The organism is Ruegeria marisflavi (assembly GCF_025673445.1).
Classification (GTDB): Bacteria; Pseudomonadota; Alphaproteobacteria; order Rhodobacterales; family Rhodobacteraceae; genus Ruegeria_B; species Ruegeria_B marisflavi.
Window position 1 is genome coordinate 272,721 of record NZ_JAOVQN010000002.1, and the last position, 25,782, is coordinate 298,502.

General features: G+C 65.0%; 24 protein-coding genes. 8 read left to right on the top strand and 16 right to left on the bottom strand.

Features of this window, described 5'->3' with window-relative positions; translation table 11 throughout:
* Positions 1–18 precede the first annotated feature (18 nt).
* The 5 genes from paaA to OEZ49_RS03290 all read right to left on the bottom strand — a co-directional run bounded on the left by paaA (position 19) and on the right by OEZ49_RS03290 (position 4,866).
* On the bottom strand, positions 19–1,011 hold the full coding sequence (gene paaA, locus OEZ49_RS03270; protein ID WP_263386977.1) for a 1,2-phenylacetyl-CoA epoxidase subunit PaaA: 993 nt from the start codon (positions 1,009–1,011) through the stop codon (positions 19–21).
* Between the two features lie 15 nt (positions 1,012–1,026).
* Positions 1,027–2,229, bottom strand: a complete 1,203-nt coding sequence (gene pcaF / locus OEZ49_RS03275) for a 3-oxoadipyl-CoA thiolase (RefSeq protein ID WP_263387074.1) — start codon at positions 2,227–2,229, stop codon at positions 1,027–1,029.
* Positions 2,230–2,415: 186 nt separating this feature from the next.
* Positions 2,416–2,808, bottom strand: a complete 393-nt coding sequence (locus OEZ49_RS03280) for a carboxymuconolactone decarboxylase family protein (RefSeq protein ID WP_263386978.1) — start codon at positions 2,806–2,808, stop codon at positions 2,416–2,418.
* 85 nt (positions 2,809–2,893) lie between these two features.
* On the bottom strand, positions 2,894–3,982 hold the full coding sequence (locus OEZ49_RS03285; protein WP_263386979.1) for an aromatic ring-hydroxylating oxygenase subunit alpha: 1,089 nt from the start codon (positions 3,980–3,982) through the stop codon (positions 2,894–2,896).
* Positions 3,979–4,866, bottom strand: a complete 888-nt coding sequence (locus OEZ49_RS03290; RefSeq protein ID WP_263386980.1) for a MurR/RpiR family transcriptional regulator — start codon at positions 4,864–4,866, stop codon at positions 3,979–3,981. Before OEZ49_RS03290 ends, OEZ49_RS03285 begins: the two co-directional genes overlap by 4 nt.
* 68 nt (positions 4,867–4,934) lie before the next feature.
* Here OEZ49_RS03290 and OEZ49_RS03295 point away from each other — a divergent pair, with 68 nt between their 5' ends.
* From OEZ49_RS03295 to OEZ49_RS03305, 3 genes are all read left to right on the top strand, one after another.
* Positions 4,935–7,391 (top strand): FAD-dependent oxidoreductase, encoded by a 2,457-nt coding sequence (locus OEZ49_RS03295; RefSeq protein WP_263386981.1) that lies wholly within the window; start codon positions 4,935–4,937, stop codon positions 7,389–7,391.
* Positions 7,392–7,566: 175 nt separating this feature from the next.
* A complete protein-coding gene (locus OEZ49_RS03300) occupies positions 7,567–8,673 on the top strand; it encodes a mandelate racemase/muconate lactonizing enzyme family protein (RefSeq protein ID WP_263386982.1) in 1,107 nt (368 codons plus the stop codon).
* Between the two features lie 9 nt (positions 8,674–8,682).
* On the top strand, positions 8,683–9,963 hold the full coding sequence (locus OEZ49_RS03305; protein WP_263386983.1) for an aspartate aminotransferase family protein: 1,281 nt from the start codon (positions 8,683–8,685) through the stop codon (positions 9,961–9,963).
* 14 nt (positions 9,964–9,977) lie between these two features.
* On the opposite strand, the gene OEZ49_RS03310 is transcribed toward OEZ49_RS03305, so the two are convergent.
* Positions 9,978–10,196 carry a DUF1127 domain-containing protein gene (locus tag OEZ49_RS03310; protein WP_164132800.1) on the bottom strand — a complete coding sequence of 73 codons (219 nt, stop codon included), beginning with the start codon at positions 10,194–10,196 and terminating at the stop codon, positions 9,978–9,980.
* A gap of 246 nt (positions 10,197–10,442) precedes the next feature.
* Between OEZ49_RS03310 and OEZ49_RS03315 the strand changes: the two genes are divergently transcribed.
* Positions 10,443–11,279 (top strand): c-type cytochrome, encoded by an 837-nt coding sequence (locus tag OEZ49_RS03315; protein WP_263386984.1) that lies wholly within the window; start codon positions 10,443–10,445, stop codon positions 11,277–11,279.
* Positions 11,280–11,318: 39 nt separating this feature from the next.
* Here the strand turns inward: OEZ49_RS03315 and OEZ49_RS03320 are convergent, their stop codons facing one another.
* Together OEZ49_RS03320 and OEZ49_RS03325 are read right to left on the bottom strand one after the other, a co-directional pair.
* Positions 11,319–11,714 carry a carboxymuconolactone decarboxylase family protein gene (locus OEZ49_RS03320; RefSeq protein WP_263386985.1) on the bottom strand — a complete coding sequence of 132 codons (396 nt, stop codon included), beginning with the start codon at positions 11,712–11,714 and terminating at the stop codon, positions 11,319–11,321.
* Between the two features lie 3 nt (positions 11,715–11,717).
* A complete protein-coding gene (locus OEZ49_RS03325; protein ID WP_263386986.1) occupies positions 11,718–12,536 on the bottom strand; it encodes a cyclase family protein in 819 nt (272 codons plus the stop codon).
* Positions 12,537–12,728: 192 nt separating this feature from the next.
* On the opposite strand from OEZ49_RS03325, the gene OEZ49_RS03330 reads away from it, so the two are divergent.
* Entirely contained in the window at positions 12,729–13,379 is a 651-nt protein-coding gene (locus OEZ49_RS03330; RefSeq protein WP_164132804.1) for a GntR family transcriptional regulator, read from the top strand.
* Positions 13,380–13,460: 81 nt separating this feature from the next.
* Here OEZ49_RS03330 and OEZ49_RS03335 read toward each other — a convergent pair whose 3' ends face one another.
* A complete protein-coding gene (locus OEZ49_RS03335) occupies positions 13,461–14,174 on the bottom strand; it encodes a type 1 glutamine amidotransferase (protein ID WP_263386987.1) in 714 nt (237 codons plus the stop codon).
* Positions 14,175–14,257: 83 nt separating this feature from the next.
* On the opposite strand from OEZ49_RS03335, the gene OEZ49_RS03340 reads away from it, so the two are divergent.
* From OEZ49_RS03340 to OEZ49_RS03350, 3 genes are read left to right on the top strand one after another with little or no spacing between them, the layout of a single operon-like run.
* Entirely contained in the window at positions 14,258–15,517 is a 1,260-nt protein-coding gene (locus OEZ49_RS03340) for a cytochrome P450 (protein ID WP_263386988.1), read from the top strand.
* Between the two features lie 38 nt (positions 15,518–15,555).
* Positions 15,556–16,845: a type I glutamate--ammonia ligase gene (locus OEZ49_RS03345; RefSeq protein WP_263386989.1), complete on the top strand. Its 1,290-nt coding sequence runs from the start codon at positions 15,556–15,558 to the stop codon at positions 16,843–16,845.
* Between the two features lie 10 nt (positions 16,846–16,855).
* On the top strand, positions 16,856–17,170 hold the full coding sequence (locus OEZ49_RS03350) for a 2Fe-2S iron-sulfur cluster-binding protein (RefSeq protein WP_263386990.1): 315 nt from the start codon (positions 16,856–16,858) through the stop codon (positions 17,168–17,170).
* Positions 17,171–17,251: 81 nt separating this feature from the next.
* On the opposite strand, the gene OEZ49_RS03355 is transcribed toward OEZ49_RS03350, so the two are convergent.
* From OEZ49_RS03355 to OEZ49_RS03385, 7 genes are all read right to left on the bottom strand, one after another.
* Complete coding sequence (locus OEZ49_RS03355; protein WP_263386991.1) at positions 17,252–18,742, bottom strand: class I adenylate-forming enzyme family protein; 1,491 nt, start codon at positions 18,740–18,742, stop codon at positions 17,252–17,254.
* A 22-nt stretch (positions 18,743–18,764) separates the two neighbouring features.
* Complete coding sequence (locus OEZ49_RS03360) at positions 18,765–19,535, bottom strand: oxepin-CoA hydrolase, alternative type (protein ID WP_263386992.1); 771 nt, start codon at positions 19,533–19,535, stop codon at positions 18,765–18,767.
* Positions 19,532–19,993 (bottom strand): PaaI family thioesterase, encoded by a 462-nt coding sequence (locus OEZ49_RS03365; RefSeq protein ID WP_263386993.1) that lies wholly within the window; start codon positions 19,991–19,993, stop codon positions 19,532–19,534. The genes OEZ49_RS03360 and OEZ49_RS03365 overlap by 4 nt, the downstream gene beginning before the upstream one ends.
* Entirely contained in the window at positions 19,947–21,074 is a 1,128-nt protein-coding gene (locus tag OEZ49_RS03370) for an acyl-CoA dehydrogenase family protein (protein ID WP_263386994.1), read from the bottom strand. Before OEZ49_RS03370 ends, OEZ49_RS03365 begins: the two co-directional genes overlap by 47 nt.
* Positions 21,075–21,079: 5 nt before the next feature.
* The gene (locus tag OEZ49_RS03375; RefSeq protein ID WP_263386995.1) at positions 21,080–22,270 is read right to left on the bottom strand and encodes an acyl-CoA dehydrogenase family protein; all 1,191 of its coding nucleotides are present in this window, start codon (positions 22,268–22,270) and stop codon (positions 21,080–21,082) included.
* Between the two features lie 106 nt (positions 22,271–22,376).
* Entirely contained in the window at positions 22,377–23,552 is a 1,176-nt protein-coding gene (locus OEZ49_RS03380; protein ID WP_263386996.1) for an acetyl-CoA C-acyltransferase, read from the bottom strand.
* Entirely contained in the window at positions 23,552–25,648 is a 2,097-nt protein-coding gene (locus OEZ49_RS03385) for a 3-hydroxyacyl-CoA dehydrogenase NAD-binding domain-containing protein (RefSeq protein ID WP_263386997.1), read from the bottom strand. The genes OEZ49_RS03380 and OEZ49_RS03385 overlap by 1 nt, the downstream gene beginning before the upstream one ends.
* Positions 25,649–25,782: the final 134 nt, after the last annotated feature.

The window sequence follows — 25,782 nt, forward strand, 5'->3', positions numbered from 1 at the left end:
TGCGTTTTGTCTTCGGTCTTACTCGGCCGCCATGCGGGCGGCCGCTTTCTTGCGGGAATGGGCCAGCAAGCCGTCGCGCACCCATTGGCCGTCGTCCCAGGCCTTGCGGCGGGCCGCCAGGCGGTCGGTGTTGCAGGGGCCGTTGCCCTTGATCACGTTGAAGAATTCCGACCAGTCCGGGTCCGAGAAATCGTAATGGCCGCGCTCTTCGTTCCATTTGATGCCGGGGTCGGGCAGGTCCAGACCCAGATACAGGATCTGCGGCACCGTCTGATCCACGAACTGCTGGCGCAGCTCGTCGTTAGACTTCACCTTGATCTTCCAGGCCATCGACTGTTCCGAGTGGGTCGACTCGCTGTCATTGGGGCCGAACATCATGATCGCCGGGAACCACAGGCGGTTGACCGCGTCCTGTGCCATCTTCTTCTGCTCGGGCGTGCCAAAGGCCATCGCCATGATCGCGTGATAACCCTGCCGCGCGTGAAAGCTCTCTTCCTTGCAGATGCGGATCATCGCCCGGCTGTAAGGCCCGTAAGAGGTGCGCTGCAACGCCACCTGGTTGACGATGGCGGCGCCATCGACCAGCCAGCCCACCGCACCGATATCGGCCCAGTTCAGCGTCGGATAGTTGAAGATCGAGGAATACTTCATCCGACCTTCGTGCAGCAGGTTGATCAGCTCGTCCCGGCTTTCGCCCAGGGTCTCGGCAGCAGAGTAGAGGTAGAGCCCGTGGCCCGCCTCGTCCTGCACCTTGGCCAGCAGGATCGCCTTGCGCTCCAGCGTCGGCGCGCGGGTGATCCAGTTGCCTTCGGGCAGCTGGCCGACAACCTCGGAATGGGCGTGCTGGCCGATCTGGCGGATCAGGGTGCGGCGGTAATCGTCCGGCATCCAGTCCTTGGGCTCGATCTTGATGTTATTGTCGATCTTGTCCTGGAACGCGCGTTCCTCGTCGGACATGTCCTCGCGGGACTTCACACCATCGCTGGCGGTCTTGATCATCTGCGCATACATTCGGGTTCTCCTCCCTTACACACGTTCCAGGATCAGGGCGGCGCCCTGACCAACTCCGACGCACATGGTGCAGAGCGCATAGCGTCCGCCGGTGCGTTTCAACTGATAGGCCGCGGTCATCACCAGACGCGCGCCCGACATGCCCAGCGGGTGGCCGATGGCGATGGCGCCGCCGTTGGGGTTCACATGCGGCGCATCGTCGGCAACCCCCAGCGCCCGCAGGGTGGCAAGTCCCTGCGAAGCGAAGGCTTCGTTCAACTCTATCACATCCATCTGCTCGATGGTGAGCCCCGCGCGTGCAAGTACCTTGCGGCTGGCGGGAACCGGCCCGATGCCCATCACGCGCGGCTCGACGCCTGCGACCGACATACCCACCACGCGGGCGATGGGGGTCAGGCCGTTCTTGGTGGCCGTAGCCTCGTTGGCCATCAGGATTGCAGCGGCACCGTCATTGACGCCCGAGGCATTGCCTGCGGTCACACTCTTGTCGGGGCCGTTCACACCCTTCAGCTTGCCCAACTGCTCGGCGCTGGTGCCGGGGCGGGGGTGTTCGTCTGTATCCACCACGATGGCATCGCCCTTGCGCTGGGGGATGGTCACGGGAGTGATCTCATCGCTAAAGACACCGGCAGCATGGGCAGCCGCCCAGCGGGCCTGGCTGCGGGCGGCAAATGCGTCCTGATCGGCGCGCGAGATGTCGTAATCCTCGGCCACGTTGTCGGCGGTTTGCGGCATCGAGTCGGTGCCGTACATCTCGTGCATTTTCTTGTTGATGAAACGCCAGCCGATGGTGGTGTCATAGACCGCGTTATCGCGGGTAAAGGCGCTGGTGGCCTTGGGCATCACGAAAGGGGCCCGGCTCATGCTCTCGACACCGCCGGCAACGACCATGTCGTAATCGCCGGCCTTGATGGCGCGCGCGGCCATGCCGACCGCGTCCATGCCGCTGGCGCAGAGGCGGTTCACCGTGGTGCCGGGCACGTCGACCGGAAGCCCGGCCAGCAGAGCGGCCATACGCGCAACGTTGCGGTTGCTTTCACCGGCCTGGTTGGCATCGCCATAGATCACATCGTCAAGGCTGGCCCAGTCCACCTGCGGGTTGCGCGCGACCAGGGCGGCCAGTGGCACGGCGGCCAGATCGTCGGTGCGTACCTGGCTCAGGGCGCCACCATAGCGTCCGATCGGGGTGCGCTGCGCGTCGCAGATGAATGCGTCCATGGTCATGTTCTCTCCGTCTCCTCCGCCACTATTAGGTGACCGCTTGGTCGGGTAATACGTGGGAAAATGATTCGCGGCAAGATAAATGTAACGAAAAACCCATCCCTGGAAAAAAACGGTAACATGAGTGGGCTTGAAAAGGAAAAGGGCCCGGTGACCGGGCCCTTGCGATGAAGTTGCGCCGGATCAGATTTGTCCGGCTTCTTCCAGAACCTTGCGCGCCACCCGGAAACACTCCAGCGCCTGCGGTACCCCGCAGTAGATGCCGACAATATGGATGATGGCCCGGATCTCGTCCTTGCTCACCCCGTTGTTCAGTGCGCCCCGGCAATGGATTTCCCATTCGTGCATCTTGCCGAGAGCGCCTATCATGGCAAGGTTCATCATCGAGCGGGTCTTGGGCTCGATCACATCGTCACCCCAGCCGAACCCCCAGCACCAGGCGGTCATCGCCTCTTGAAACGGGCGGGTGAAATCATCGGCGGCGGCAAGATTGCGTTCGACGTAGTCCGCGCCAAGCGTTCCTTTGCGTTGCGCCAGACCTTTGAGGAACAGGTCCTCATCAAAAATCCCGGACATTCAGTTCCTCCAAACGGTATCTATCAAGCGCCGACCCCAAAATTTTAGAAAATTTTAGGGCAAATTTTTCGAAAAATTTGCCCGCTCAACCCTCGACCGCCTCGCGCATCCAGTGTTGCAGCTTGGCGATCGAATGTTCCGACATTACGCCGCAGGCGGGGTCCAGCACCAGCGGGCCAGGCCGGTAGCCACGCGATTTCAACCCGCGATGCACCGACTCGACCAGCCGGATATCCTCCGCGACCGTGGTCTGCCGGTCCTGTATCGCCAGCCGCCGGATCACCACGTCATCGACGCCGCCGACCGTGTACCAGCCGCGCCAGACAGTGCAGCGGTCCACTTCCGTGGCCCGCCAGTGATAGGTGTTCAGCACATTGCCCGGATAGCATTGGAACGAGAACATCGGCCACAGGAACCACGACCGGTAGTCGCCCGCATGCGGCACGCTCAGGTCGATGGGATAGGTCATCCGGTCCAGGCTCTGGCATTCGGTCACATGGCGCAGGACATAGCCGGTCGGCGAGGGCTGGATGTCATAGGTTTCGGGTTTGACGACGCCGGTGGCAAAGGTCGGGTGGTTGGTCGGGCAATGATAGCATTCCGAGTAGTTCTCGACCGAGACTTTCCAGTTGCAGGCTTCCGGGATCTCGACCCATTCCAGCGGTTCCAGCGTATCCACATGCGGCACAAAATCTGCCAGTTCGTCACGCACGCCGGGATACCATTCGTCCATCGGGGCGGCATCGTCGTCGAGATTAACGAAGATGAACCCGTGGAACAGTTCGGTCCGCACCGGGGTCAGACAGATCTCGGACCGCTCGAACCCTGGAACCGCCTTGGTGTTCGGCCCGGCGCGCAATTCGCCGGTCAGCTCATAGGTCCAGGCGTGATAGGGGCAGACTACCACGCGGGTATTGCCGCTACCGGTGACCATCTCATGCGCCCGGTGCTGGCAGACGTTGTAGAATGTCCGCAGCGCGCCGTCGCGCCCGCGAATGCAGAACAGGTTCTCGCCCGCGATCTCGAAGGCAAAGTAATCTCCAGCGTTCCGAACCTGGCTGACATGACCGGCAAATTGCCACGTCCGCGCCAGAAGCCCCTGCTTCTCCTGAGCATATATCGCCGGGTCGGTGTAATAGCGCGCGTCCAGCGAGCGCGTGAGCGGTGCGGTCATTCACGATCCTCTGCATAAAGGCCAAGCCGGTGGCGGCGCAGGTGAAACTTCTCGACCCGTTCGACGATCTCGTCGCTGGCCGAAGCGATGACGAAGGACAGAAGCGTCTCGAGCAGGGCGATGGTGGAAACCGATGATGGAAAGAACTGTGGCGTATCGGCGGCCACTACAAAGGGGTGATCGGCCATCATGATGACCGGGCTGGCGCGGCTGTCCGAGATGCCGATGATGGTCAGCCCCTGATCTCGGGCCAGTTTCACCGCCTCGATCACCTCGGTTCGGTAAGGTTTGCAGGTCATCGCGATCAGCACGTCCTGGCCATCAGCCCAGGCCAGATCATCGACCGCGTTCGATCCGGGCTGCGGGATGGCGTGAAACTGCTTCATGCCGGTCGAGGCGAGATAGGTGAAATTGCGCGCATTGGCATTCATGACGCCGACACCCAGGGTAAACACCTGCCGGCTGGTCCAGATCACCTCGGCCGCAGCGCGCAGCGCCTCGGCGTCGATCCCGGCAAAGGTCTCCTCGATATTGCGGATCGCGGAACCCACCATATCGGCATAAAGCCCGCCCAACGCGCCGGATCGGCCGATATCCTGCAACCAGCGCGCCCGGTCGGGAAAGCTTGCCGTGCCCCGCCGGATCGCGTCGCGGAAGGGGGCGCGGAAATCCTCGTACCCGTCAAAGCCCACCTGTCGCGCCATGCGGACAAAGGTGTTGGGCTTCACATTGGCCGCCTCGGCAATCTCGCGCACGGTGGACACCCCCACGTCGGCCGGGTTTTCCAGCACATAACGGGCGGCCTTCTGCGCCTCTGGCGTCAGGGCGTCCCATTCTTCGGTCAGGCGGTCCAGAACCGCTGTTGATACATTTGTGTCATTCATGATTGACGATGGTACAAATGTGACATTAGCCTGTCGAGAGAAATCGCGACTCGTGAAGTGGAAAATTCATGTCCCAGCAGAACCTGCCCACCCATGCGCGTGTGGTCATTGTCGGCGGCGGTGTCATGGGGGTGGGCCTGGCCTATCACCTGGCGCATGAAGGGTGGGGCGGTGATACCGTCCTGTTGGAAAAGGCCGAGCTGACCAGCGGCAGCACCTGGCACGCGGCCGGACAGATCACCCATTCCACCAGCTCGTTCGGCCTGGGCAAATGCGTCGATTACAACATCGGCCTCTATTCCGGCAAGCTTGAGGCCGAGACCGGGCAGGCGGTGACCTGGCATGGCTGCGGTTCGTTCCGGCTGGCCTATACGCAAGACGAGATGGACTGGCTGCGCCATACGCTGTCGGTGGGCACCGCGCTGGGCTTCAATATCGAACTGGTCGGGCCGGAGCGGGTAGCGCAACTGCACCCGTTCTACAATCTCGACGGCGTGCTGGGTGCGCTACACACACCAGATGACGGGCATGTGGACCCGACAAACGTGACCATGGCGATGGCGGCGGGGGCGCGGGCCAAGGGCGTGCGCATCTTCCGCCACACCCGCGCCACCAACATCACGCAAGCGCCGAACGGCGAATGGGTGGTCGAGACCGAAAAGGGCACGATCACCTGCGAACACGTGGTCAACGCGGGTGGCACCTATGCCCGCCAGATGGGCGAATGGTCGGGCCTGCAACTTCCGATGACCTCGATGACGCACCACTATTTCGTGACCGAACCGGTGCCCGAGTTCCAGTCGCTGGACCGCGAATTGCCGGTCATCCGCGATGACCGCAAGGTTTCGGGCTATATCCGGATGGAGCAGAAGCGCGGCCTGATCGGCATCTACGAAAAGACCAACCCCAATGCTGTCTGGATCGACGAATGCCCCTGGGATTACGAAAACTGGTTGTTCGATGCCGATTACGACCGCGTCATGCCCTGGCTCGAAGAGAGCCTGAACCGCATGCCGATCTTTGCCAATCTGGGTATCCAGCGCGAGGTGCATGGCGCCATCAGCCACCCGCCCGATGGCAACCCGCTCATTGGCCCGGCGCCGGGGGTGCGCAACTACTGGTGCTGTTGCGGCACTCAGATCGGCATCGGCTGGGGGCCGGGGCTCAGCCGTGAATTGGCGCGCTGGATCGTGCATGGCGCCGCCGACATCTCGATGCGCGAGTTCGACCCGCGCCGGTTTGGCACCTATGCCACTAAGGACTGGCAGGTGGTGAAGGCCAAGGAAGACTATTGCCTGCGCCACGAGATCCCGTTTCCGCATTTCAACCGCCTTGCCGGGCGCCCGGTGAAACCCTCACCGCTTTATGACCGACTCAAGGCCAAGGGCGCGGTGTACGAAGAGGTTTATGGCCACGAACGCCCGCGCTGGTTCGCGAGCGGGATCGAGCAGCGCGATTACTACGGCTTTGGCCGCACGCCAGTGCATGACATGGTCGCGACCGAATGCGCCGCCGTGCGCAGCGCCGCCGGGATCATGGATATCTCGGCCTTTGCCAAGGTCGAGGTCTCGGGCCCGGATGCGGGCGCGCTGCTCGACCGCCTCTGCGCCAACCGCCTGCCGCAAAAGGTGGGCGGCGTCGCGCTCACCCATATGCTGAACCGGCATGGCCGGATCGAGCTGGAAACAACCGTGGTGAAGCTGGCCGAAGACCGGTTCTACCTCGTCTGCGCCGCCTTCTTCGAACAACGCCTGCTGGATCACCTGGCCGCGCATCGCGGCGCGGAGAAGTTCACGGTCCGCAATCTCTCTACCGACTGGGCCGCGCTGGCCCTGAACGGCCCCCGCGCGCGCGATATCCTGGCCACCTGCACCGATGCCGACCTGTCGAACGCGCACTTCAAATGGCTGACCGCGCAGCAGATCACCGTTGCGGGCCACAGCCTCTGGGCCATGCGCATGTCTTATTCCGGTGAACTCGGGTGGGAGTTGCACATCCCCCGCGACCATGCGCTTGCGGTCTATGACGCGGTCTGGGCGGCGGGCGAGGGCCATGGCCTGACCGATTATGGCAGCTTCGCGATGAACGCGCTCCGCATGGAAAAGGCGTTCAAGGGCGCGGGCGAGTTGACCAACGAGGTGACGCTGGCCGAGGCCGACGTGCTGCGCTTTGCCCGCACCGACAAGGAGTATCTGGGCCGGGACAAGACGCTGAACGTGGGCAACCTGCCTTGGGTCTGCGCCTATCTCGAGATCGAACCCGACGACCGCCACGACGGCAACGGCGGCGAGGCGGTACGGCTCCACGGCAAGGTGATAGGCTCCACGGCTTCGGTGGCCTACGGTCACACCGTCGGCAAGATCCTGGCCTTTGCCTATGTCAAACCTCATGCGAATGTGCCGGGAACCGAGGTCGAGGTGATCATTGCCGGATCCCCCCGCAAGGGCCGCATCCTCGGCGCGCCCGCCTATGATCCCGACAGCCTGCGCCCCCGGGCCGATCTCCAGACGGAACCGGCGCAATGATCGGGCCTGATCCTTCATCTCGCTGCAAATACTCCCGCCGGAGGCATCCGACCTTACCGCCCGGCGCTCCCCTTGCGCAAAAGCCGCATCGCCGTCCAACGCGTATTGCTGTGGATCGCGCAACGTCTCTTTTCCAGCAGATGGCGGCGCTGGGAAAACCTGTGGCGGTGTGCCCATGACACGTATCACCCGGATAGCGCTCTGGCATGTGCCGCTGACCAGCCATACCACCTATTACATGGCCGATGGCAAGACCTGTGACACGGTCGAAACAGTGGTTCTGGAGCTTGATACCGATACCGGCCTGACGGGCTGGGGCGAGGTCTGCCCGATCCCGCATTACCTGCCCGCTTACGCGCGCGGCGTCGCGCCCGCGCTGATCGAACTGGCCCCGGTCCTGCTGGGCGCCGACCCGGTTGGCCCCGAGGCGCTGATGGCAACGGCCGACCGGCACCTGCCGGGGCATCCCTATGCCAAATCGGCCATCGACATCGCACTCTGGGACCTGACCGGGCAGGCCGCAAACCTGCCGCTCCATGCCCTGTTTGGCGGGCGGCAGGCCGGGACCATGCCGCTTTACCACTCGATCACCTGCGTCGCGCCCGAGGAGATGGCCCGGATCGCCCGCGAAGCTCTGGCAGAGGGCATCACCCAGTTCCAGGTCAAACTGGGCGCCGATGGCGATTGGCAGGCTGATGTGGCGCGCCTCAGGCTGGTGCGCGAGGCGGTTGGGCCGGGCCCGCTGGTCTATGGAGACTGGAATTGTGGCGCCACCTCGCTGGAGGCCATCCGTGTGGGTCGCGCGGTGGCGCATCTCGACATCATGCTGGAGCAGCCCTGCGCCACGATCGAGGATTGCGCCCGTGTGCGCGCCGCAACCGGCCTGCCCATGAAACTGGACGAAACCGCCCATGACACCGGCAGCCTGCTCAAAGGGTACGCGCTGGGCTGCATGGATGCGGTGGCGCTGAAACTGTCCAAGTTCGGCGGCCTCTCCGCCACTCGCCGGGCGCGCGACCTGTGCCTGTATCTGGGGGCGAAGATGTGCATCGAGGATACCTGGGGCAGCGACATCACCACCGCCGCTCTGCTGCATCTGGGGGCCGCCACCGATCCCGCGCGTCTGCTCAATGTCTGCGACCTGTCAGGCTATGTCGTGCCCCGCCTTGCGCCGGATGCGCCGCTGCGCAGCGCTGGCCGCATCGCCCCGCCCGACGGTGCGGGACTTGGCATCGCGCCCGACCGCGACAGCCTCGGCGCACCCGACCTGATCCTGGACTAGGAGATATTCATGCTCACCACGCTCAGCCAATCCGATTGGGCCGCCCGCGCCCGCGCCGTCCTGCCCGGCGGCGGTTTTGGCAATTTCGACCCCACGCTCTTTATTCGCGAGGGCCAGGGCAGCCGGGTTTGGGACGAGGACGGCAAGGAATATGTCGACCTGCTGATCGGTTCCGGTCCCATGCTGCTGGGCCATGGCCACCCCGAGGTGCTGGAGGCCGTGGCCGAACAGTTGCCGCGCGGCATGACCTTCTTTGCCAACAACGCTGCTGGCGTGGAACTGGCCGAGGAAATCTGTCGCGCCGTGCCTTGCGCCGAGCAGATCCGCTATGTCTCCTCGGGCGGCGAGGCCGACATGTACGCCATCCGCCTGGCCCGCGCCTTTACCGGGCGTGACCGGATCGTCAAGTTCGAGGGCGGTTATCACGGCATGAGTGCCGAGGCGCAGATGAGCCTTGCGCCCGCCCGCATGGTGAACTTTCCGCAAGCGGTGCCCGACAGCGCCGGTATCCCCGAAAGCGTGCGTGCCGAGATGCTGATCGCGCCGTTCAACGACCCCGACTATATCCGCTCGCTGCTGGCCGAGCATGGGCATAAGGTCGCCGCGATCATCGTCGAGCCGTTGCAGCGAATCATCCCGCCCGAACCGGGGTTCCTGCAATTGTTGCGCGAGGAGGCCGACAAATACGGCATCGTGCTGATCTTTGACGAGATCGTCACCGGCTTTCGCTTGGCTTATGGCGGTGCGCAGGAGGTTTATGGCGTGCGTCCCGACATCGCCACATTAGGCAAGATCATCGGCGGCGGCTTTCCCCTGGCGGCCATCGCAGGACGCGCCGACATAATGGCGCATTTCGACAAGGCCGCCGTAGGCGCAGACAAATGGCTGATGCAGCTGGGCACCCTGTCGGGCAATCCTGTGGCAGCGGTCGCGGGGCTGAAAACGATGGAAATCCTGCGCCGCGACGGCCAGTACGACCACCTGCGCGACAATGGTCGGCGGCTGATGGCCATGGCTTCGGCCGCACTGACGTCGCAAGGGGTGGCCCACCGTGTGGTGGGCGATCCTACGCTCTTCGAGGTGGTGTTCACCAGGGGAGGGGTGCGCGACTATCGCGACGTGTTCGGCGCCGATACCGCGCGCGGAACGCAGTTCAACAAGGTGCTGATGCAGGAGGGGCTGTTCAAGTCGCCGGGCAAGACCTATCCGTCATTGGCCCTGACCGAGGATGACTTTGCCGTGGCCGAGGCCGCCTATGCCAAGGCGGCCGCAGCGATTGCTCAAAGCTGAGGGGCGGGTCTGGATCAGACCCACTCACCCATCACACGGCGGATGATGTCCTCGCGGCGCATGCCACGCGCGGCCAGTTCTGCATCGCTGAGCGCGGACAGGGCATTGATCTGGCGCACCTTGGCGTTAGCCTCGCCAACGCGCACCAACGCGTCGAAGATGCCGGTGAAAATGTCGGCGACCACGCCAGGCAGGGCAGTCAGCGAGCGGGAGTGAGTGGTGGAAACGGCCATGGTGTCCTCGAAACGGAAAGATCTGTGTTGGCCAATATTTATGCTGCGTGTGCAGCATGGACCACCGCCGACAGGACATAGCTGCCGTGCAGATTCCGCAAATCTGTATTTTGCAGGCCGCTTTTGCCCACTGCTCCTCACCTGATTTGACAGAATGTCGCACCCGTGCCATGCTGATACTCCAAAACCTCGGAAAATCAAGGTTTTGGACATGGTATAGGCCTGACTAAGGGGAGGGAGGCCGGAATGAAATTCATGATACTCGCGGGTATTCTCGCGGCAGTCGGCGGTATGGCACAGGCAGCGCCAAGCGTTGAGCGGGGGGAATATCTGGTTCAGGGGCCGATGGGCTGCGGCAATTGCCACACGCCACTGGGGCCACAGGGGCTGGACATGAGCATGGATCTTGCGGGGCGCGTCGTCGAGGACAACGAGCATTTCACCGCGATATCCGCCAATATCACACCGGCAGGTCGTGTCTCGGGCTGGAGCGATGCCGAACTTGCCCGCGCCATCCGCGAATGCATCCGGCCGGACGGGTCGCTGATCGGGCCGCCGATGCCCTGCGCCGTCTATCGCGGCATCGGGGACGAGGATCTGGCCTCGGTGGTGATGTATCTGCGCACTGTACCCGGGGTGCAGAACGATCCGGGACAGTCCACCTATAACATCCCGTTGCCACCGGCCTATGGCCCACCCATAGACAGCGTCACCGCGCCCGAGCGGGCGGCGACCGCCGAATACGGTGCCTACCTGGCGGGTCCCATCGCCCATTGCGTCGAATGCCATTCACCGATCGGGCCGCAGGGACCGATGATGGATGCGGCGCATCTTGGCTCGGGCGGCTATGAATTCGTCGGTCCATGGGGCAGTGTCACTGGCCCGAACATCACCAGCCATGCCGACGGGCTGGCCGGTTACACCGATGACGAGATCAAGACCATCGTGACCAAAGGCATGCGCCCCGGCAACGCTCCGATGATGCCGCCGATGCCCTATCCCTATTTCTCGCGGTTCACCGAGACGGATCTGGACGCGCTGGTGGCCTATCTACGGGTGATGCCGCCGCTGCCGGGTAACTGAGCAAACAACAGGACCGCCGTCCACAGGGCGGCTGTCCCCTCAGGCCTTGAACGCGTCGTCCACCGGCACCTGCAATCCGGTGACGATGCCATTGGTCTGCATCGCCATACCGATCACCGACAGCAACTCGCCATGCTGCGCTTGGGTCATGCCCTTGGCGCGGGCGGCGGCCGTGTGGGAATGCACGCAGTATTCACAGCCATTGGCGGTGGAGGCGGCGATATAGATCATCTCCTTGATCAGCGGGTCCAGCGTGCCGGGGCCCATCACCACCTTCAGCCTCTCCCACGTAGCCCGCAGCAGCGCCGGGTCATGCGCCAGGGCACGCCAGAAATTGTTGACGTAATCGGTGCCACGGGTGGCGCGGATGTCGTCGAAGACGGCCAGCGCCTCGGCGCTGGCCTCCTCGTCACTCAGCAGAGGGACAGTCGCCATGGATCAGACCATGGCGAAGATGCGGGCAGGCCCGCCCGAGCCGCCGCGATGATTGGGCGCGCCCACGATCAGCGTCGCACCGCTGGCGGGCACCTTTTCGAGATTGGCGAGATTCTCGATGCCATAACGGTTGGTCGGCAGCCAGGCGTAATGGGTTGCGAAATCGGCCGACGGGCCGTGATCGAGCGACAGCGTATCCACCGCCATGGCCACGGCACCTGTTTCCTCGATCAGCATCTGCGCCGCCTCGACATGGAAGCCGGGGAAATGCATCTTGCCTTCGCTATCGGCATTGCGGAAGCCGGGACCGCCGGTCTTGCCGCCCCAGCCCGAATGCATCGCCACACAGGCACCATCCGGGATCGGGCCATTGGCGCTGATCCAGGCCTTGAGGTCATCCGGCGTCACCTGGGCATCGGCATCGGCCGCCGCCTTCTCGTGAATATGCACCACACAGAGTGGGCAGATCAGGTTGGCCAGCGGGATCTCGTCCACCGACTGGCCATCGGCCGAGAAATGCAGCGGCGCGTCGACATGGGTACCGGTGTGTTCGTTCACACTGAGCGTGAACAGGTTGAACCCGTGTTCCTTGAAATTGAAATTCTGGGTGGCCTCGATCCCGGGCGCCCCGAAATAGGTCGGAAACTCGGCGTCATAGATATGGGTCATGTCGACCACGCCGCCATGGCCGGCCGCCATCGCCGCAGGCGCCGTGGCGGTTCCCAGTGCCGCTCCGGCCGCCACGGCGGCGCTGGCCTTGAACAGGTCCCGGCGGGACAGCATCCGCTCCTTGACCGCGTTCATCACGCAAATGTCACACATTATCGTCTCCCTGATTTGCAGTTTCTGCCGCGATAGGTCCTTCCTGCCTGCGGGCAGCGTAACACAGTTGTGTCGAAATCCAGCCATGTCTTTGGTGCGTATCGCAAAACCGGTTCACATCCGCGCGCGCCGCGGCGTTGCGCGGCCCGCAGGCAGCGCGTAACCTGCGGGCCGATGCGGGAGGCATGAGCGATGGCGGGACAGACGGAGCAGGTGATCAACGGGGTGCTCGAGGATATCGAGCACGGACGGTTGGGCCCCGGCGACGTGCTGGAGGAGCCTGCGCTGATCGACCGACACGGCGTGTCGCGCACCCCGGTGCGCGAGGCCTTCATCCAGCTCGAAACCCTGGGCCTCATTCGGCGGTTGCCGCGCAAGGGGGCAGTGGTGTTCAAGCCGACGCTGGAGGAGTTCCTGGCCATTCTCGAGGTCCATGCCCGGCTCGAAGGGCTGGCGGCGGGGCTTGCGGCGCGGCGGATGAACGCCACGCAGGCGGCAGAGCTGGAGGCGGTGGTCGCCGCCTGCGAGGCGCACGCCCGCGACAAGGGTGATGGCGACCCGTTCGGCTATTACCGGCTGAACCTGAAGTTCCACGAAACCGTCGCGCTGGGGTCGGGCAACCCCTATCTGGTCGAGATGATCAAGACCCATGCGCGCAAGCTGCTGGCCTATTACCGGGCGCGTTACAGCTATCCGGGCTCGATCCCCGCCTCGGCCCGTGAGCATCGCCAGATCGCGACGCTGATCTTCGAGCGGCGGCGGGAAGAGGCCGAAACCGCGATGGCCCGGCATGTGCAGTTCGACCAGGTCACGGTGATGGATCTGCTGGCGGCACTGGGGTGATCCGGCCCTTACCGTCGCGGCGGCCGCGAGGGCAGGATTTGAGTATTTTTTACCAGAAAGAAGCAGCAGGGGTGGCGTGCGTCAGGCCGGGCGCGCCTGTTCGAAAAAGCGCGCGATGCTTTCGGCAAAGGCATCCATGTCCGAGCGTTGGGCGAGCGACGCCACTGCCTGCGCATACACCGCCGCACCCATGTCGCCTGCCAGTTCCTTGGTCAGGGCGGTGATGAAGTCGTGCGTCATCTCGGGGTGGTGCTGGGTGGTGTAGATGCGATTGCCGAGCGCGAAGCCCGAGACCGGGCAATCGGGGCCCTGCATGATCGGGCGGGCGTCCGGGGGCAGGGCGGTCACCTGCTCCACATGACTGCCATAAAGCCTGACCTCGTCGGGCAGGTCGCGGGCCCAGTCGGGCCGGTCCAGCATGCGGTTTCGTGTCAGCCCATGCACCCAGCCGCCCGGGTTGCGCCCGATCTGCCCCCCCAGCGCCAGCGCGATCGCCTGATGCCCGAAACAGGCGCCGAACATCGGGATCCGGCGCGCATACAGATCGCGGATCAGTTCCAGTAGCCGCGCGATCCAGGGCGCCGCGCCTAGCACCGATGACGGACTGCCGGTGATCATCGCGCCGTCGATGCCATCGAGCGTCTCTGGGAACTGCCCGTCCTTGACCGCATAGACCGAAGCCGTCCAACCGGGCCGCACGCGCTGGATCAGGGCGGTGAATTTCTCCCCGTCCTTTGGGTGGGCCTGGGCAAAGGCGCTTTCATCCGTATTGGTCATCAGGATCGCCAAGTGCATGATCTTCCCCAAGAGATTTTCGTTTACATATTTATGGCTTTTTATAATATACACATGTTAACGGAGCGAGGAAAGGTAAAATCATGACGGTCTGGACCCCCACGGACGACGGCTATGCCGATCTGACCAGCCATGACGCCTTTGCCGTGGGGGCGCCGCACAACACCTTTTACCGCCTGCGCCGCGAGGATCCGCTGCACTGGACCGAATATGCCGATGGTCAGGATTTCTGGTCGGTCACCCGCCATGCCGACATTGCCGAGATGAACAAGAACACTGCGGTGTTCTCTTCGGCCCGTGGCATCCGGATGGAGGATCAGAGCTATGAGGAATACCTGGCCCGCCGCACCTTTCAGGAGACCGACCCGCCCGAGCACAGCCAGACCCGGATGAAGCTGATGAAGGCGTTCTCGCGCACCACCATGGCGCAGTACGAGGACGACATCCGGGCGATCTGCGTCGATATTCTGGACGAGGTGCTGGACAAGGGCACGTTCGACGCCACCAAGGAGATCGCCCGGCAATTGCCGATGCGGATGCTGGGCCGCATCGTCGGCCTGCCCGATGCCGATCTGCCCTGGCTGGTGGAAAGGGGTGACGCGCTGATCGCCAATACCGATCCCGATTTCACCACCCATGTGCTCGACAAGCTCGACACCGACGAATTTCGCATGATGCCCTTCAACTCGCCCGCCGGGGCCGAGCTTTATCTCTATGCCAAGAACCTGATGGAGCAGAAGGACAAGGCCGGCGATACCTCGGGCGTGCTGCACATGATTCTGCAACCGTCCAAGGATGGCTCGGTCATCAGCGATACCGAGTTCCGCAACTTCTTTTGCCTGGTGGTGGCGGCGGGCAACGACACCACGCGCTATTCCATCGCCGCCGGGATTCAGGCCATGTGTCACCAGCCCGAGCTGCTGGAACAGATGCGGGCGGGTGGCGACATCTGGGAGACCGCCCCGGACGAGATCATCCGCTGGGCCACGCCTGCGCTCTATTTCCGGCGTACCGCGCTTCGGGATCACGAGATGCATGGCAAGACGATCCGGGCAGGCGACAAGGTGCTTTACTGGTGGGCCTCGGCCAATCGGGACGAGACGGTGCTCGACGATCCGTTCCGGGTGAACCTCTACCGCAATCCGAACCGGCATCTGAGTTTCGGTCAGGGTGGCCCGCATGTCTGCCTGGGCATGTGGCTGGCCCGGCTCGAGGTCAAAGTGCTGTTCCAGGAGCTGGCCAAGCGGTTAAGCTCTATCGAACCGGCCGGACCGCACAAGTTCCTGCGCTCGAACTTCGTGGGCGGGATCAAGGAACTGCCGGTCACCGTCCGCCGCGCCTGACACCGGACCAAACAGGCTCAACAGGGAGGAGCCCCGACATGAAAGACAGATTGCGCGCGATGTTCTGCGACCATCTCAGCGTGATGCGGGGCAAATACCTGCCCAACTCCAAGATCGCCGACAGTTCAACCCGGTTCTGTCGCTCGACCTTTGGCGTGCATTACGACCGCGACCTGCTGGACGCGCCCGGCGCGATGATGAAGCAAGGCCTGCCGGATATGGAGCTGAAATGGGTCCATGACGATATCCGCGACAGCTGGCATACTGGCACCAAGGTGGTGCTGGGCGATCTCTATGACGATCAGGACCAGCCGCTGCCGCTCTGCCCGCGCGGGGCACTGAAACGGGCGGTGGCCGATTGGCAGGCGCGCGGGCTCAACCCCAAGGTGGGGATCGAGCTGGAATGTTTCGCGCTTCAGGCCGATGATAACGGGCGGCTGGTGCCCTATGACGCGCCGGGCGGCGTGGTTTATGGCACCGGTCCCTTTGCCGATCCGCTGCGGTTCAACGACCGGATCTGGGCGATGGCCGAGGAGATGGGATTCTCCCTCGACATGATCACCGCCGAGTTCGACAGCCCGCAGTTCGAGTATACGCTGACCTTTGACGATGCGCTCAAGGCGGTGGACGATATCGTGCTGTTCCGCTTGATGGCGCGCGAGATCGCGCTGGAATACGGCATCGTGCTGACCTTCATGCCGAAACCGATCGCCGAGGCGGGCGGCTCGGGCATGCATATCAACTTCTCCTTCCAGGACGAGACCGGCGCCAATGCGCTGTCCTCCGGCCCGCGCGGCGGGCCCGAGCATATGAACGATCTGGCGCGTGGGTGCCTGGCGGGGCTGTTGCACCATCACAAGGGGCTGGCGGGGCTGATCGCGCCAACCGCCAATTCCTACATGCGGCTGCAACCGGGCTCGCTCTCGGGGTACTGGCAGAACTGGGGCGGCGATCACCGCAACGTCACCACCCGCATCAGCTCCGAAGGTGGCGCCAAGGCGCGGCTGGAGCACCGGATGGCCGATGCCTCCTCGAACCCCTATACCGCCGTGGCCGCCGTGTTGCAGGCGGCAAGGCTGGGGGTCGAGAACGGCCATACGCTGCCGCCGATGGAGACCGGCGATGGGTTCGACAGCACCGATGCCAGGGAGGGCACCGCCATCGACCTGGCCGGCGCGGTGCGCGATCTGGAGCGTGACACCGCGCTGGCCCAGGCCGTTGGCGCCGAGCTGGTCGCCAACCATGTGTTCATGAAAGCCAAGGAAGTGCGCAAGACCCGCGATCTCGAAGGCGATGCGCTGCGCGATTTCTATGTCTACTTCATCTGAGGAGCTTGCCATGCGCGTGACCTGGAAACTGGCCGACGGCCGCGAAATCGCGGCCGAGGTCGCCCCCGGCCTGTCGCTGATGGAGGCGGCGCAGGCCAATAACGTGCCCGGCGTGATCGGCGAATGCGGCGGCTGCCTGAGCTGCGCCACCTGCCACGTGGTGGTGGATCCGGCCTGGGCCGAGCGGACCGGCGTGCCGGGCGAGTTCGAAGACGCGATGCTGGACATCACCGCCGCCGAGCGTCAGCCGCGAAGCCGCCTGAGTTGCCAGATCGAGGCGCATCACGATCTGGACGGGCTGGTGCTGCATGTGCCCGAGGCCTGAGGCCAGGTGGTGAGCGCCGGGGGCGCTGCCCCCGGACCCCCGGAGTATTTTCAACCAGAAAGAAGCAGGAGCGCGCCCGGATCAGTCCAACTGCTCCGCGAAATGGTCGAGGAGCTTGTGCTTGAGGATCTTGCCGGTGGGGGCCGCGGGCAGGTCTGTGGCGATCACGATCTGGCTGGGGCGCTTGTACCCCGCCAACCGTTCGGCGGCAAAGGCGCGCAATTCGTCAGGGTCGGGCGCCGCACCGGGCGCGACCTGGACAAAGGCCACCACCTTTTCGTCCCCCGCCACCATGCGCCCCACCACGGCCGACTGGATCACCTGCGGATGGTCGTTCAGCGCCGCCTCGACCTCGGGCGGGTAGACGTTGAAACCGCCGTGGATGATCAGCTCCTTGCTGCGCCCGGCGATATGCAGGTTGCCTTCGGCATCATAGCGGCCCAGGTCGCCGGTGCGGAACCAGCCGTCTTGTAACGTGGCCTCGGTCGCCTGCGGGTTGCGGTAATAGCCCTTCATCACATGCGGGCCGCGGGTCAGCACCTCGCCCACCCCATCGCCGCCGCCGGGCACAGCCTCGTCCAGCCGTACCTCGACCTGCGGCAGCGGCTTTCCGACCGAGATATCCGGCAGGCCGATCGGGTTGCGTGTGGCCGACACACCGGCGGTGGTCTCGGTCAGGCCATAGCCGTTTTGCAGGGCGACGCCATAGAACGCCTCGGCCTTGCGTTTCCACGCAGGGTCGAGCGGCGCCGCGCCCGAGGAGGTATAGCGCAGCGTGCCGCCCGGCAGGTGATCATACCCCTGTTCGCGGGCGTATTGCATCAACAGCGCATGCATCTGCGGCACGGCGGAAAACAGTGTCACGCCCGAGGTCAGCGCCGCATAGCTGCGCGCGGCGGTGAAGCGCGCATCGAGCCGCACGGGGGCGCCGATACAGGTGGCCGCCGTCACCACCGAGGCGAGGCCAAACACATGGGTGACCGGCAGAACGCCATAGATCACGTCGTCCGGCGTCATGCCGCGCAACTCGGCCGAGCTGCGGCCGCCGAAGCGCAGGTTGCCATGGGTCAACATCACCCCCTTGGGCGTGCCGGTGGTGCCGGTGGTGAACAGCATCACCGCCACATCGCTCAGCACCGGATCGGGGTTGCTGGGGTGGGGGGTCGCCAGATGCATCCGGCCAAAGGCGCCCTCGACCGGGCGCGCGTCCAGACGCGCGGCATGGGCGGCGGCATCCGCCGATATGTCCGAGGCGCAGAGGATCGCGGCGGGTTCGGTATGGGCGATGATCTTGTCCACCTCGGGCCCGGTCTGGCGCGCGTTGATCGGCACCGCGCAGGCCCCCAGCCGCGAGGCGGCAAAGAGCGCGGCCACCACCGCACAGCAATTCTCGGCCAGGATCATCACCCGGTCGTTGGCCTGCACGCCCTGGGCGGCGAGCACATCCACCAGCGCCGAAATGGCGCGGTCCAGATCGCCATAGCGCCAGTCCGCGCCGCCACTGTCGGAAAACGCGGGCGCGTCGGGGCGGCTGGCGATCTGCGCGCCGGGGTAGTCGTGCCATTTCTCCATCGCCTGATCCCCTGTTGCCCGGTCAGAACCGGGGCTTGCGCTTGTCCAGAAAGGCCGCGATCCCTTCGGCAGCCTCGTCCCCGCCCGCCGCGCGCGCCATGGCGTCGCGCTCGGCATCCAGTTGCTGTGCCTCCGAGACCTCATAGGCCTGGGCCACCAGCCGCCGGATCACGCCTTGCGCGCCGCGCGGTCCCTGCGCCAGCGCATCGGCCAGCACATGGGCCTGCGCTTCGGCCTCACCCGGCGCGGCCAATTGATTGACCACGCCCAGATCGGCCATGCGCGCAGCACTGACAGGTCGGGCCAGCAGGCACATCTCCATCGCCAGTTGCCGGGGCAGCATTCGCGCCAAGGCCGAGGTCAGCCCGGCATCGGGCACCAGTCCCGCCTTGACATAGGCGGCGGTGAATTTCGCACCCTCGGCTGCCACCAACAGGTCGCAGGCCAGCGCCAACGAGGCACCGGCGCCCGCGGCGCCGCCCTCGACCGCCGCAATCACCGGCACCGGACAGGCGCGAATGGCGCGGATCAGGTCGTGCAACAGATCGACCTTGCCGCGCCGCTCCGGCTCGCTCAGCTTGCGCCGCTCGATCAGCACGTTCAGGTCGCCGCCCGCGCAAAAGAACCCGCCTTCGGACGACAGGATCACCGCGCGAATGCGCGGTTCCATCGCCTTCTCCATCGCCTGCCCGATCGCGGCATAAAGATCGGGCGACAGCGCGCCGCGCCGGGCGCTGTTCAGGTTGACGACAACCAGCCGGTCGCCCCGGTCATCCACGCGCGCCAGCGTCATGACTTCTTCCTCAGGCTGCCGCGTTTGAACACGCCCGCCGCCGTGGCCAGCAGGCGACCGTCCTCGTCGCGCAACTCGCCGTTCACATAGGCCAGCGTGCGGCCATTGCCCGACGGGATCCCCACCGCCGTCACCCGGCCGCCCCGTGCGGCCGCCACGAACTGCACGTTGAGCGAGACGGTCACCACCGGGATCGGATCTTCGGGCCGGAACATGGCCGATGCGGTCTGGCCACAGGCCACGTCCAACAGCATCGACACCAGCCCGCCATGCAGGATGCCGTGATAGTTCAGATGCTGCGGACCAAGGTCCAGATGACAGGCCCGGCTGACGCCGGCCCGGTCATGGTCCAACTCATAACCCACCATCGACTGGCAGCCGGATTTCTCGCGTGTCCAGGACGCGGGCAGGTCAGGCGGCACTGAGGGCAATGAACCGCTCCAGATGGTAATCGGCATCTCCGAACCGGTGATCTGCCATCACGATGCGCTTGGCGATATGGGCCAGCTCGTATTCCTGCGTCATGGCGATGCCGCCATGCATCTGGATCGCCTCTTCGGCCACCAACCGACCCACCCGCGCGATCAGATTGCGTGCGGCGGCGATCTGGCGGTCGCGGTCGGCACTGTCGAGGTGCCCGCTCGCGTTGATCAGGGCCGAGCGCGCCTGTTCCAGCTCGATCAGCATGTCGGCGAACCGGTGTTGCAGCGCCTGGAAGGTGCCGATGGGGCGACCGAACTGCTTGCGCGTCATCAGATAGCCGCGCGTCAGTTCCACCGCGCTTTGCATCGCACCCACGCATTCGGCACAAAGCGCCACATTGGCGGCGGCAATCGCGTCCATCAGCGGCGCCAGCCCGGCCCCCGCCGCACCCAGCCGCGCCGACTGCGGCAGGCGCACAGTGTCCAGAGTCACCTCGGCGGCGCGTCCCCCGGCCAGCATCGGATAGCCATGCAGCGCCAGCCCCGGCGTGCCTGCAGGCACCAGGAACAGCGAGATTCCATCGAGGTCGAAGATCCCGCCGCTTTCGCGGGCCGAGACGATCAGGTGGCCAGCAGCTTCGGCATTCGCCACGACCGCCTTGCGCCCGTTCAGCACGATCTCGTCGCCATCGGCCCGGGCCGTGGTCTCCACCCGTGTCAGGTCATAGCGGCTGGCCGGTTCGCCATGGGCCAGCGCCAGATGCGCAGCCCCGCCGATGATCTCCTCCAGCAGCCCGCGCTGGGTATCGTCCCCCAGCGCCGCGATCAGCCGCCCGCCCAGAATGGCGGTATCCAGCATCGGCTCGACCACGCCCGCGCGGCCCAACTCCTCGAACACGGTGGCGATGTCGAAACCGGCGCCGCCAAACCCGCCGTCCTCTTCAGAAAACAGCGCCCCGATCACGCCCAGTTCCGCCAGACCGGCCCAGATATCCGCGCTCATGCCGCTGTCGCTGTCCAGAATCGTGTTGCGGACGGATGTTGTGTAACGATCTGCCAGATAGCGGCGCAGGGTGTCCTGCAACATCTGGCGTTCTTCGGTCAGGTTGAAATCCATATCCCTCAGCCCCCCATCTTGACCTTGGCGATGATCCCGCGCTGGATCTCGTTCGACCCGCCAAAGATCGACAGTTTGCGGTTGTTGAAATAATGCGCCGCCACCGGCCCGGCATAGTCGGGGCCAATGGGCGCGTTGTCGCCCTCGACCGCTTCCGAGGCGAAGGGCATCGCATAAGGCCCCACCGCGCGGCGGGTCAGGTCGTTGATCTCCTGCCGGATGATGGTGCCCTTGACCTTGAGCATCGAGCTTTCCACCCCCGGCGCCTGGCCGCTGGCGGCCTGGCTGATGATGCGCATGTTGGTGGTGGCCATCGCCATCAGGTCAATCTCGATCTGGGCCAGACGGGCGGCGAAATGCGGGTTCTCGATCAGCGGGCGGCCGTTGGCCGTCTCGATCCGGGCGATACGCTTGACCGCATCCAGCCCCGCCTGGCTGAACCCCACGCCCGCGATATTGGTGCGCTCATGGGTCAGCAGGTACTTGGCATAGGTCCAGCCCTTGTTCTCTTCACCCACCAGATTTTCCACCGGCACCCGCACGTCGTCAAAGAAGACCTCGTTCACCTCGGGCGTGCCATCCAGCAGCACGATGGGGCGCACGGTGATGCCCGGCGTGGTCATGTCGATCAGCAGGAAACTGATCCCCTCCTGCTGCTTGGCTTCCGGGTCGGTGCGCACCAGGCAAAAGATCCAGTTGGCGTATTGGCCTAGCGTGGTCCATGTCTTCTGCCCGTTGACGACATAGTGGTCACCGTCCCGCACTGCTCGGGTTTTCAGCGAGGCCAGGTCGGACCCGGCGCCGGGCTCGGAATAGCCCTGACACCACCAGTCGTCGCCCGACAGGATGCGCGGCAGGTAATGGTCCTGCTGTTCCTTGGTGCCGAATTTCTGCAACACCGGCGCCAGCATCGACAGGCCAAAGGGGACGATGCGGGGCGCATAGGCGGCGGCGCATTCCTCTTCAAAGATATGCCGCTGCACCGCGTTCCACTCGGCGCCGCCAAATTCGCGCGGCCAGTTATAGGCCAACCACCCCCGTGCATTCAGCGTGGCATGCCATTTCTCATGGCCTTCCTTGCCCAGGCTGATGCCGCGCCGCACCTTGTCCGACACTTCCGCCGGCAGGTTCTCGGCCAGAAAGGAGCGCACCTCGGCGCGAAACGCCTTTTCCTCGTCGCTGTAATTCAGGTCCATTTCTGCTTTCCTCCCTTGCCGCCGGGTTCCGGCGGCTCAGCCCGGCGCCCCGCGCCGGGCCGCGTCCGGGCGGGCCTCGATGGCCCGCGCGGACGCATTCCCCTGCTCAGAAGATCTCGAAAAGCCCGGCCGCGCCCATGCCGCCGCCGATGCACATGCTGACCACGCCCAGCTTGGCGCCGCGCCGCTTGCCTTCCAGCATCAGATGCCCGGTCATCCGCGCCCCGGTCATGCCGAACGGGTGACCGATTGCGATCGAGCCGCCGTTCACATTGTATTTCTCCGGGTCGATGCCCAGCTTGTCGCGGCTATAGAGACACTGGCTGGCAAAGGCCTCGTTCAACTCCCACAGGTCGATATCGTCGACCTTCAGCCCGTGCCGCTCCAGCAGGCGCGGCACCGCAAACACAGGCCCGATGCCCATCTCATCCGGTTCGCAACCCGCGACGCAGAACCCCTTGAACGCACCCAGCGGTTCCAGCCCCCGGCGCTCGGCCTCTTTTGCCTCCATCAGCACCAGTGCCGCGGCGCCGTCGCTCAGTTGCGAGGCATTGCCCGCGGTGACGAAATTGCCCGCGCCCCGCACCGGCTCCAGCCCCGCCAGCCCTTCGAGCGTGGTCGAGGGGCGGTTGCATTCATCGCGGTCCACGGTGACCTCGTGCATCGAGATTTCTCCGCTTTCCTTGTCTTTGACCGCCATCTTGGTAACCATCGGCACGATCTCGTCGGCGAACTTGCCCTCGGCCTGCGCCGCCGCAATGCGCTGCTGGCTGCGCAGCGAATACTCGTCCTGGTATTCGCGGCTGAGGCCATAGCGCTGCGCCACGATATCCGCCGTCTCGATCATCGCCATGTAGATGGCGGGCTTGTGCTCCTGAATCCAGGCTTCCTGGGCAGAGCGCGCCTTGGGCTGCACCATCGAGATGCTCTCGACCCCCCCTGCCACCATCGGGCCGGATCCGCCCTCGGTGATTGCCTGCGCCGCCAGGGCAACGGTTTGCAGGCCAGACGAGCAGAACCGGTTCACCGTCATGCCAGAGGCCGTCACCGGCAGGCCTGCGCGAATGGCGATCTGGCGGCCGATATTGCTGCCGGTCTCGCCCTCGGGGAAACCGCAGCCGATGATGCAATCCTCGATCTCCGAGCCATCCAGCCCGGCGCAGGACACCGCCGCCTGAACCGCATGACCCCCCATGGTGGCCCCGTGGGTCACGTTGAACGACCCGCGAAAGGATTTCGCCAGCCCGGTCCGGGCGGTGGATACGATTACGGCTTGTTTCATTACACGGCTTCCTTGTTCAGATCGTCGAAAGAGCGGCCCTCGGCCACCAGTTGTTCCAAAAGCGGCGCGGGTTGCCAGAAATAGGCATCCTCCGCCGCCCAGCGTTTGATATCGGCCAGCAATTCGGGCAAGCCCTGCAAGTCGGCCCATTTCAGCGGCCCGCCGCGATAGCGCGGAAAGCCGTAGCCGTAGAGCAGGGTCACATCCACGTCGAGCGGCCGGCGCGCGATGCCCTCGCCCACCACCTTGGCCGCCTCGTTGACCATCGCCGCCATGTACCGGCGCACGATTTCGTCCTTGCTGAACGCGCGCGGGGTAATCCCCTGCTGGGCGCGTTCCCCCTCGATCAGCGGCATCACTTCGGGGTTGGGCACCCGCGCCTTGGCACCGGCGGCATAGTCGTAATAGCCCTTGCCGGTCTTCTGACCGAAATGACCTGCCTCGCACAGCTTGTCGGCATAGGCGCTGTCACGGGCGCGCGGGTCCAGCCCTTCGGCCCGCTTGCGCTTGCGCACCGCCCAGCCGATATCCAACCCGGCTAGGTCGGCCACGGCAAAGGGCCCCATGGCAAATCCGAACTCTTCCAGCGCGTCGTCGATTTCATAGGGCGATGCCCCGTCCAGGATCATGTGATCGGCACAGGTGCGATAGACCGACAGGATGCGGTTGCCGATGAACCCGTCACAGACCCCGGCCCGGACCGAGACTTTGCCCAGCCGCTTGCCAAGCGCAAAACCGGTGGCCGCCACATCGGGCGCGGTCTGGTCGGCAATCACGACCTCCAAAAGCTTCATCACATGCGCGGGCGAAAAGAAATGCAGGCCCAGCACATCCTGCGGACGGCTCGTCACCGCCGCGATCTGGTTGATGTCGAGATACGAGGTGTTCGAGGCCAGCACCGCGCCCTGTTTGCACACGGCATCAAGCTTGGTGAACACCTGCTTCTTGACCTCCATGTCCTCGAACACTGCCTCGATCACCAGATCGGCCTCCGAAAGCGCCGCGTAATCGGTGGCCAGCGTCAGCGCCTTGGTGGTCAGGTTGTCGAACTGCTGCGATGTCAGCTTGCCACGCTTCAAGGCGCCCGACAGGTTGCCCTCGATCCGGCCCTTTGCGGCCTCGGCGGCCTCGGGCGTCATCTCCAGCATGGTCACCGTCAGCCCCGACAAGAGCGCGGCGGTGGCGATGCCCGCCCCCATGGTGCCGCCGCCGATGACCCCGATCGCGGCCAGCGGGCGTGGCGCCACGCCGTCCAGTTCCGGCAGCTTGCCCACCGCGCGGTCGGCGAAAAAGGCATGGATCAGCCCCTCGCGCTGGTCCGAGTTCATGAGGTCCATGAACAAGTCACGCTCGCGCTTCAGCCCGGCGGCAAAGCTCTCGGCCTCGCACGCCGCCTGCACCGCGCGCACCGCGGTAGCGGGCGACAACTGGCCACGGCCCTTCTTCAGCACGGCGGCATAGACCGCGTCGAAATCGACCGGCGCGGGCGCGGGCATCTCGCTGACAGGACGGCGCGGCGCGCCTTCGTCCAGGAGCTCGCGCACATAGGCCAGCCCGATCTCGCGCGGATCGCCCTCGACGACCCGGTCGATAACGCCCAGTTTCAGCGCCTCGTCTGCACGCACATGGCGGCCCGTGGTGATCATGTCGAGCGCCGCCTCAACCCCCGCCACACGCGGCAGCCGCTGGGTGCCACCTGCGCCTGGCAGAATGCCCAGATGCACCTCGGGCAGCCCGACCTTTGCCGTGGGAACGGCGATCCGATAATGGGTGCCAAGCGCCACCTCCAACCCGCCACCCAGCGCGGTGCCATGAATGGCCGACACGACAAGCAGCGGCGAGGCTTCGATCCGGTTGCACAGCTCGGGCAGGTGCGGCTCTTTCGGCGGTTTGCCGAATTCGCGGATATCGGCCCCGGCGAAATAGGTCCGTCCGGTGCCATAGATCAGGACCGCGCGGGCGCCCTCGGCCTCGGCGCGCGCCATGCCATCGGCCAGCCCCTGCCGCACCGCATGACCCAGCGCGTTGACCGGCGGGTTGTTGGCGGCCAGAATGGCGATATCTCCATGAAGTTCGTAACCGATGGCCTCGGACATGGGTCCTGCCTCCTCCCTGTTTCAACCTGCGGAACGGCATTCCGCGTTGGCCGCAGGGTGATCCGCCAGCCTGTCGAGATCAAGGGGAAAGGCGCAAAGCGACGCAGGGTCCGATTTGGGTTCGCCGCCACCCG

Excerpts from the sequence above, each read along its gene's own strand:
- paaA (WP_263386977.1), bottom strand. The coding sequence starts at position 1,011 with ATGTATGCGCAGATGATCAAGACCGCCAGCGATGGTGTGAAGTCCCGC.
- pcaF (WP_263387074.1), bottom strand. The coding sequence starts at position 2,229 with ATGGACGCATTCATCTGCGACGCGCAGCGCACCCCGATCGGACGCTAT.
- OEZ49_RS03280 (WP_263386978.1), bottom strand. The coding sequence starts at position 2,808 with ATGTCCGGGATTTTTGATGAGGACCTGTTCCTCAAAGGTCTGGCGCAA.
- OEZ49_RS03285 (WP_263386979.1), bottom strand. The coding sequence starts at position 3,982 with ATGACCGCACCGCTCACGCGCTCGCTGGACGCGCGCTATTACACCGAC.
- OEZ49_RS03290 (WP_263386980.1), bottom strand. The coding sequence starts at position 4,866 with ATGAATGACACAAATGTATCAACAGCGGTTCTGGACCGCCTGACCGAA.
- OEZ49_RS03295 (WP_263386981.1), top strand. The coding sequence starts at position 4,935 with ATGTCCCAGCAGAACCTGCCCACCCATGCGCGTGTGGTCATTGTCGGC.
- OEZ49_RS03300 (WP_263386982.1), top strand. The coding sequence starts at position 7,567 with ATGACACGTATCACCCGGATAGCGCTCTGGCATGTGCCGCTGACCAGC.
- OEZ49_RS03305 (WP_263386983.1), top strand. The coding sequence starts at position 8,683 with ATGCTCACCACGCTCAGCCAATCCGATTGGGCCGCCCGCGCCCGCGCC.
- OEZ49_RS03310 (WP_164132800.1), bottom strand. The coding sequence starts at position 10,196 with ATGGCCGTTTCCACCACTCACTCCCGCTCGCTGACTGCCCTGCCTGGC.
- OEZ49_RS03315 (WP_263386984.1), top strand. The coding sequence starts at position 10,443 with ATGAAATTCATGATACTCGCGGGTATTCTCGCGGCAGTCGGCGGTATG.
- OEZ49_RS03320 (WP_263386985.1), bottom strand. The coding sequence starts at position 11,714 with ATGGCGACTGTCCCTCTGCTGAGTGACGAGGAGGCCAGCGCCGAGGCG.
- OEZ49_RS03325 (WP_263386986.1), bottom strand. The coding sequence starts at position 12,536 with ATGTGTGACATTTGCGTGATGAACGCGGTCAAGGAGCGGATGCTGTCC.
- OEZ49_RS03330 (WP_164132804.1), top strand. The coding sequence starts at position 12,729 with ATGGCGGGACAGACGGAGCAGGTGATCAACGGGGTGCTCGAGGATATC.
- OEZ49_RS03335 (WP_263386987.1), bottom strand. The coding sequence starts at position 14,174 with ATGCACTTGGCGATCCTGATGACCAATACGGATGAAAGCGCCTTTGCC.
- OEZ49_RS03340 (WP_263386988.1), top strand. The coding sequence starts at position 14,258 with ATGACGGTCTGGACCCCCACGGACGACGGCTATGCCGATCTGACCAGC.
- OEZ49_RS03345 (WP_263386989.1), top strand. The coding sequence starts at position 15,556 with ATGAAAGACAGATTGCGCGCGATGTTCTGCGACCATCTCAGCGTGATG.
- OEZ49_RS03350 (WP_263386990.1), top strand. The coding sequence starts at position 16,856 with ATGCGCGTGACCTGGAAACTGGCCGACGGCCGCGAAATCGCGGCCGAG.
- OEZ49_RS03355 (WP_263386991.1), bottom strand. The coding sequence starts at position 18,742 with ATGGAGAAATGGCACGACTACCCCGGCGCGCAGATCGCCAGCCGCCCC.
- OEZ49_RS03360 (WP_263386992.1), bottom strand. The coding sequence starts at position 19,535 with ATGACGCTGGCGCGCGTGGATGACCGGGGCGACCGGCTGGTTGTCGTC.
- OEZ49_RS03365 (WP_263386993.1), bottom strand. The coding sequence starts at position 19,993 with ATGCCGATTACCATCTGGAGCGGTTCATTGCCCTCAGTGCCGCCTGAC.
- OEZ49_RS03370 (WP_263386994.1), bottom strand. The coding sequence starts at position 21,074 with ATGGATTTCAACCTGACCGAAGAACGCCAGATGTTGCAGGACACCCTG.
- OEZ49_RS03375 (WP_263386995.1), bottom strand. The coding sequence starts at position 22,270 with ATGGACCTGAATTACAGCGACGAGGAAAAGGCGTTTCGCGCCGAGGTG.
- OEZ49_RS03380 (WP_263386996.1), bottom strand. The coding sequence starts at position 23,552 with ATGAAACAAGCCGTAATCGTATCCACCGCCCGGACCGGGCTGGCGAAA.
- OEZ49_RS03385 (WP_263386997.1), bottom strand. The coding sequence starts at position 25,648 with ATGTCCGAGGCCATCGGTTACGAACTTCATGGAGATATCGCCATTCTG.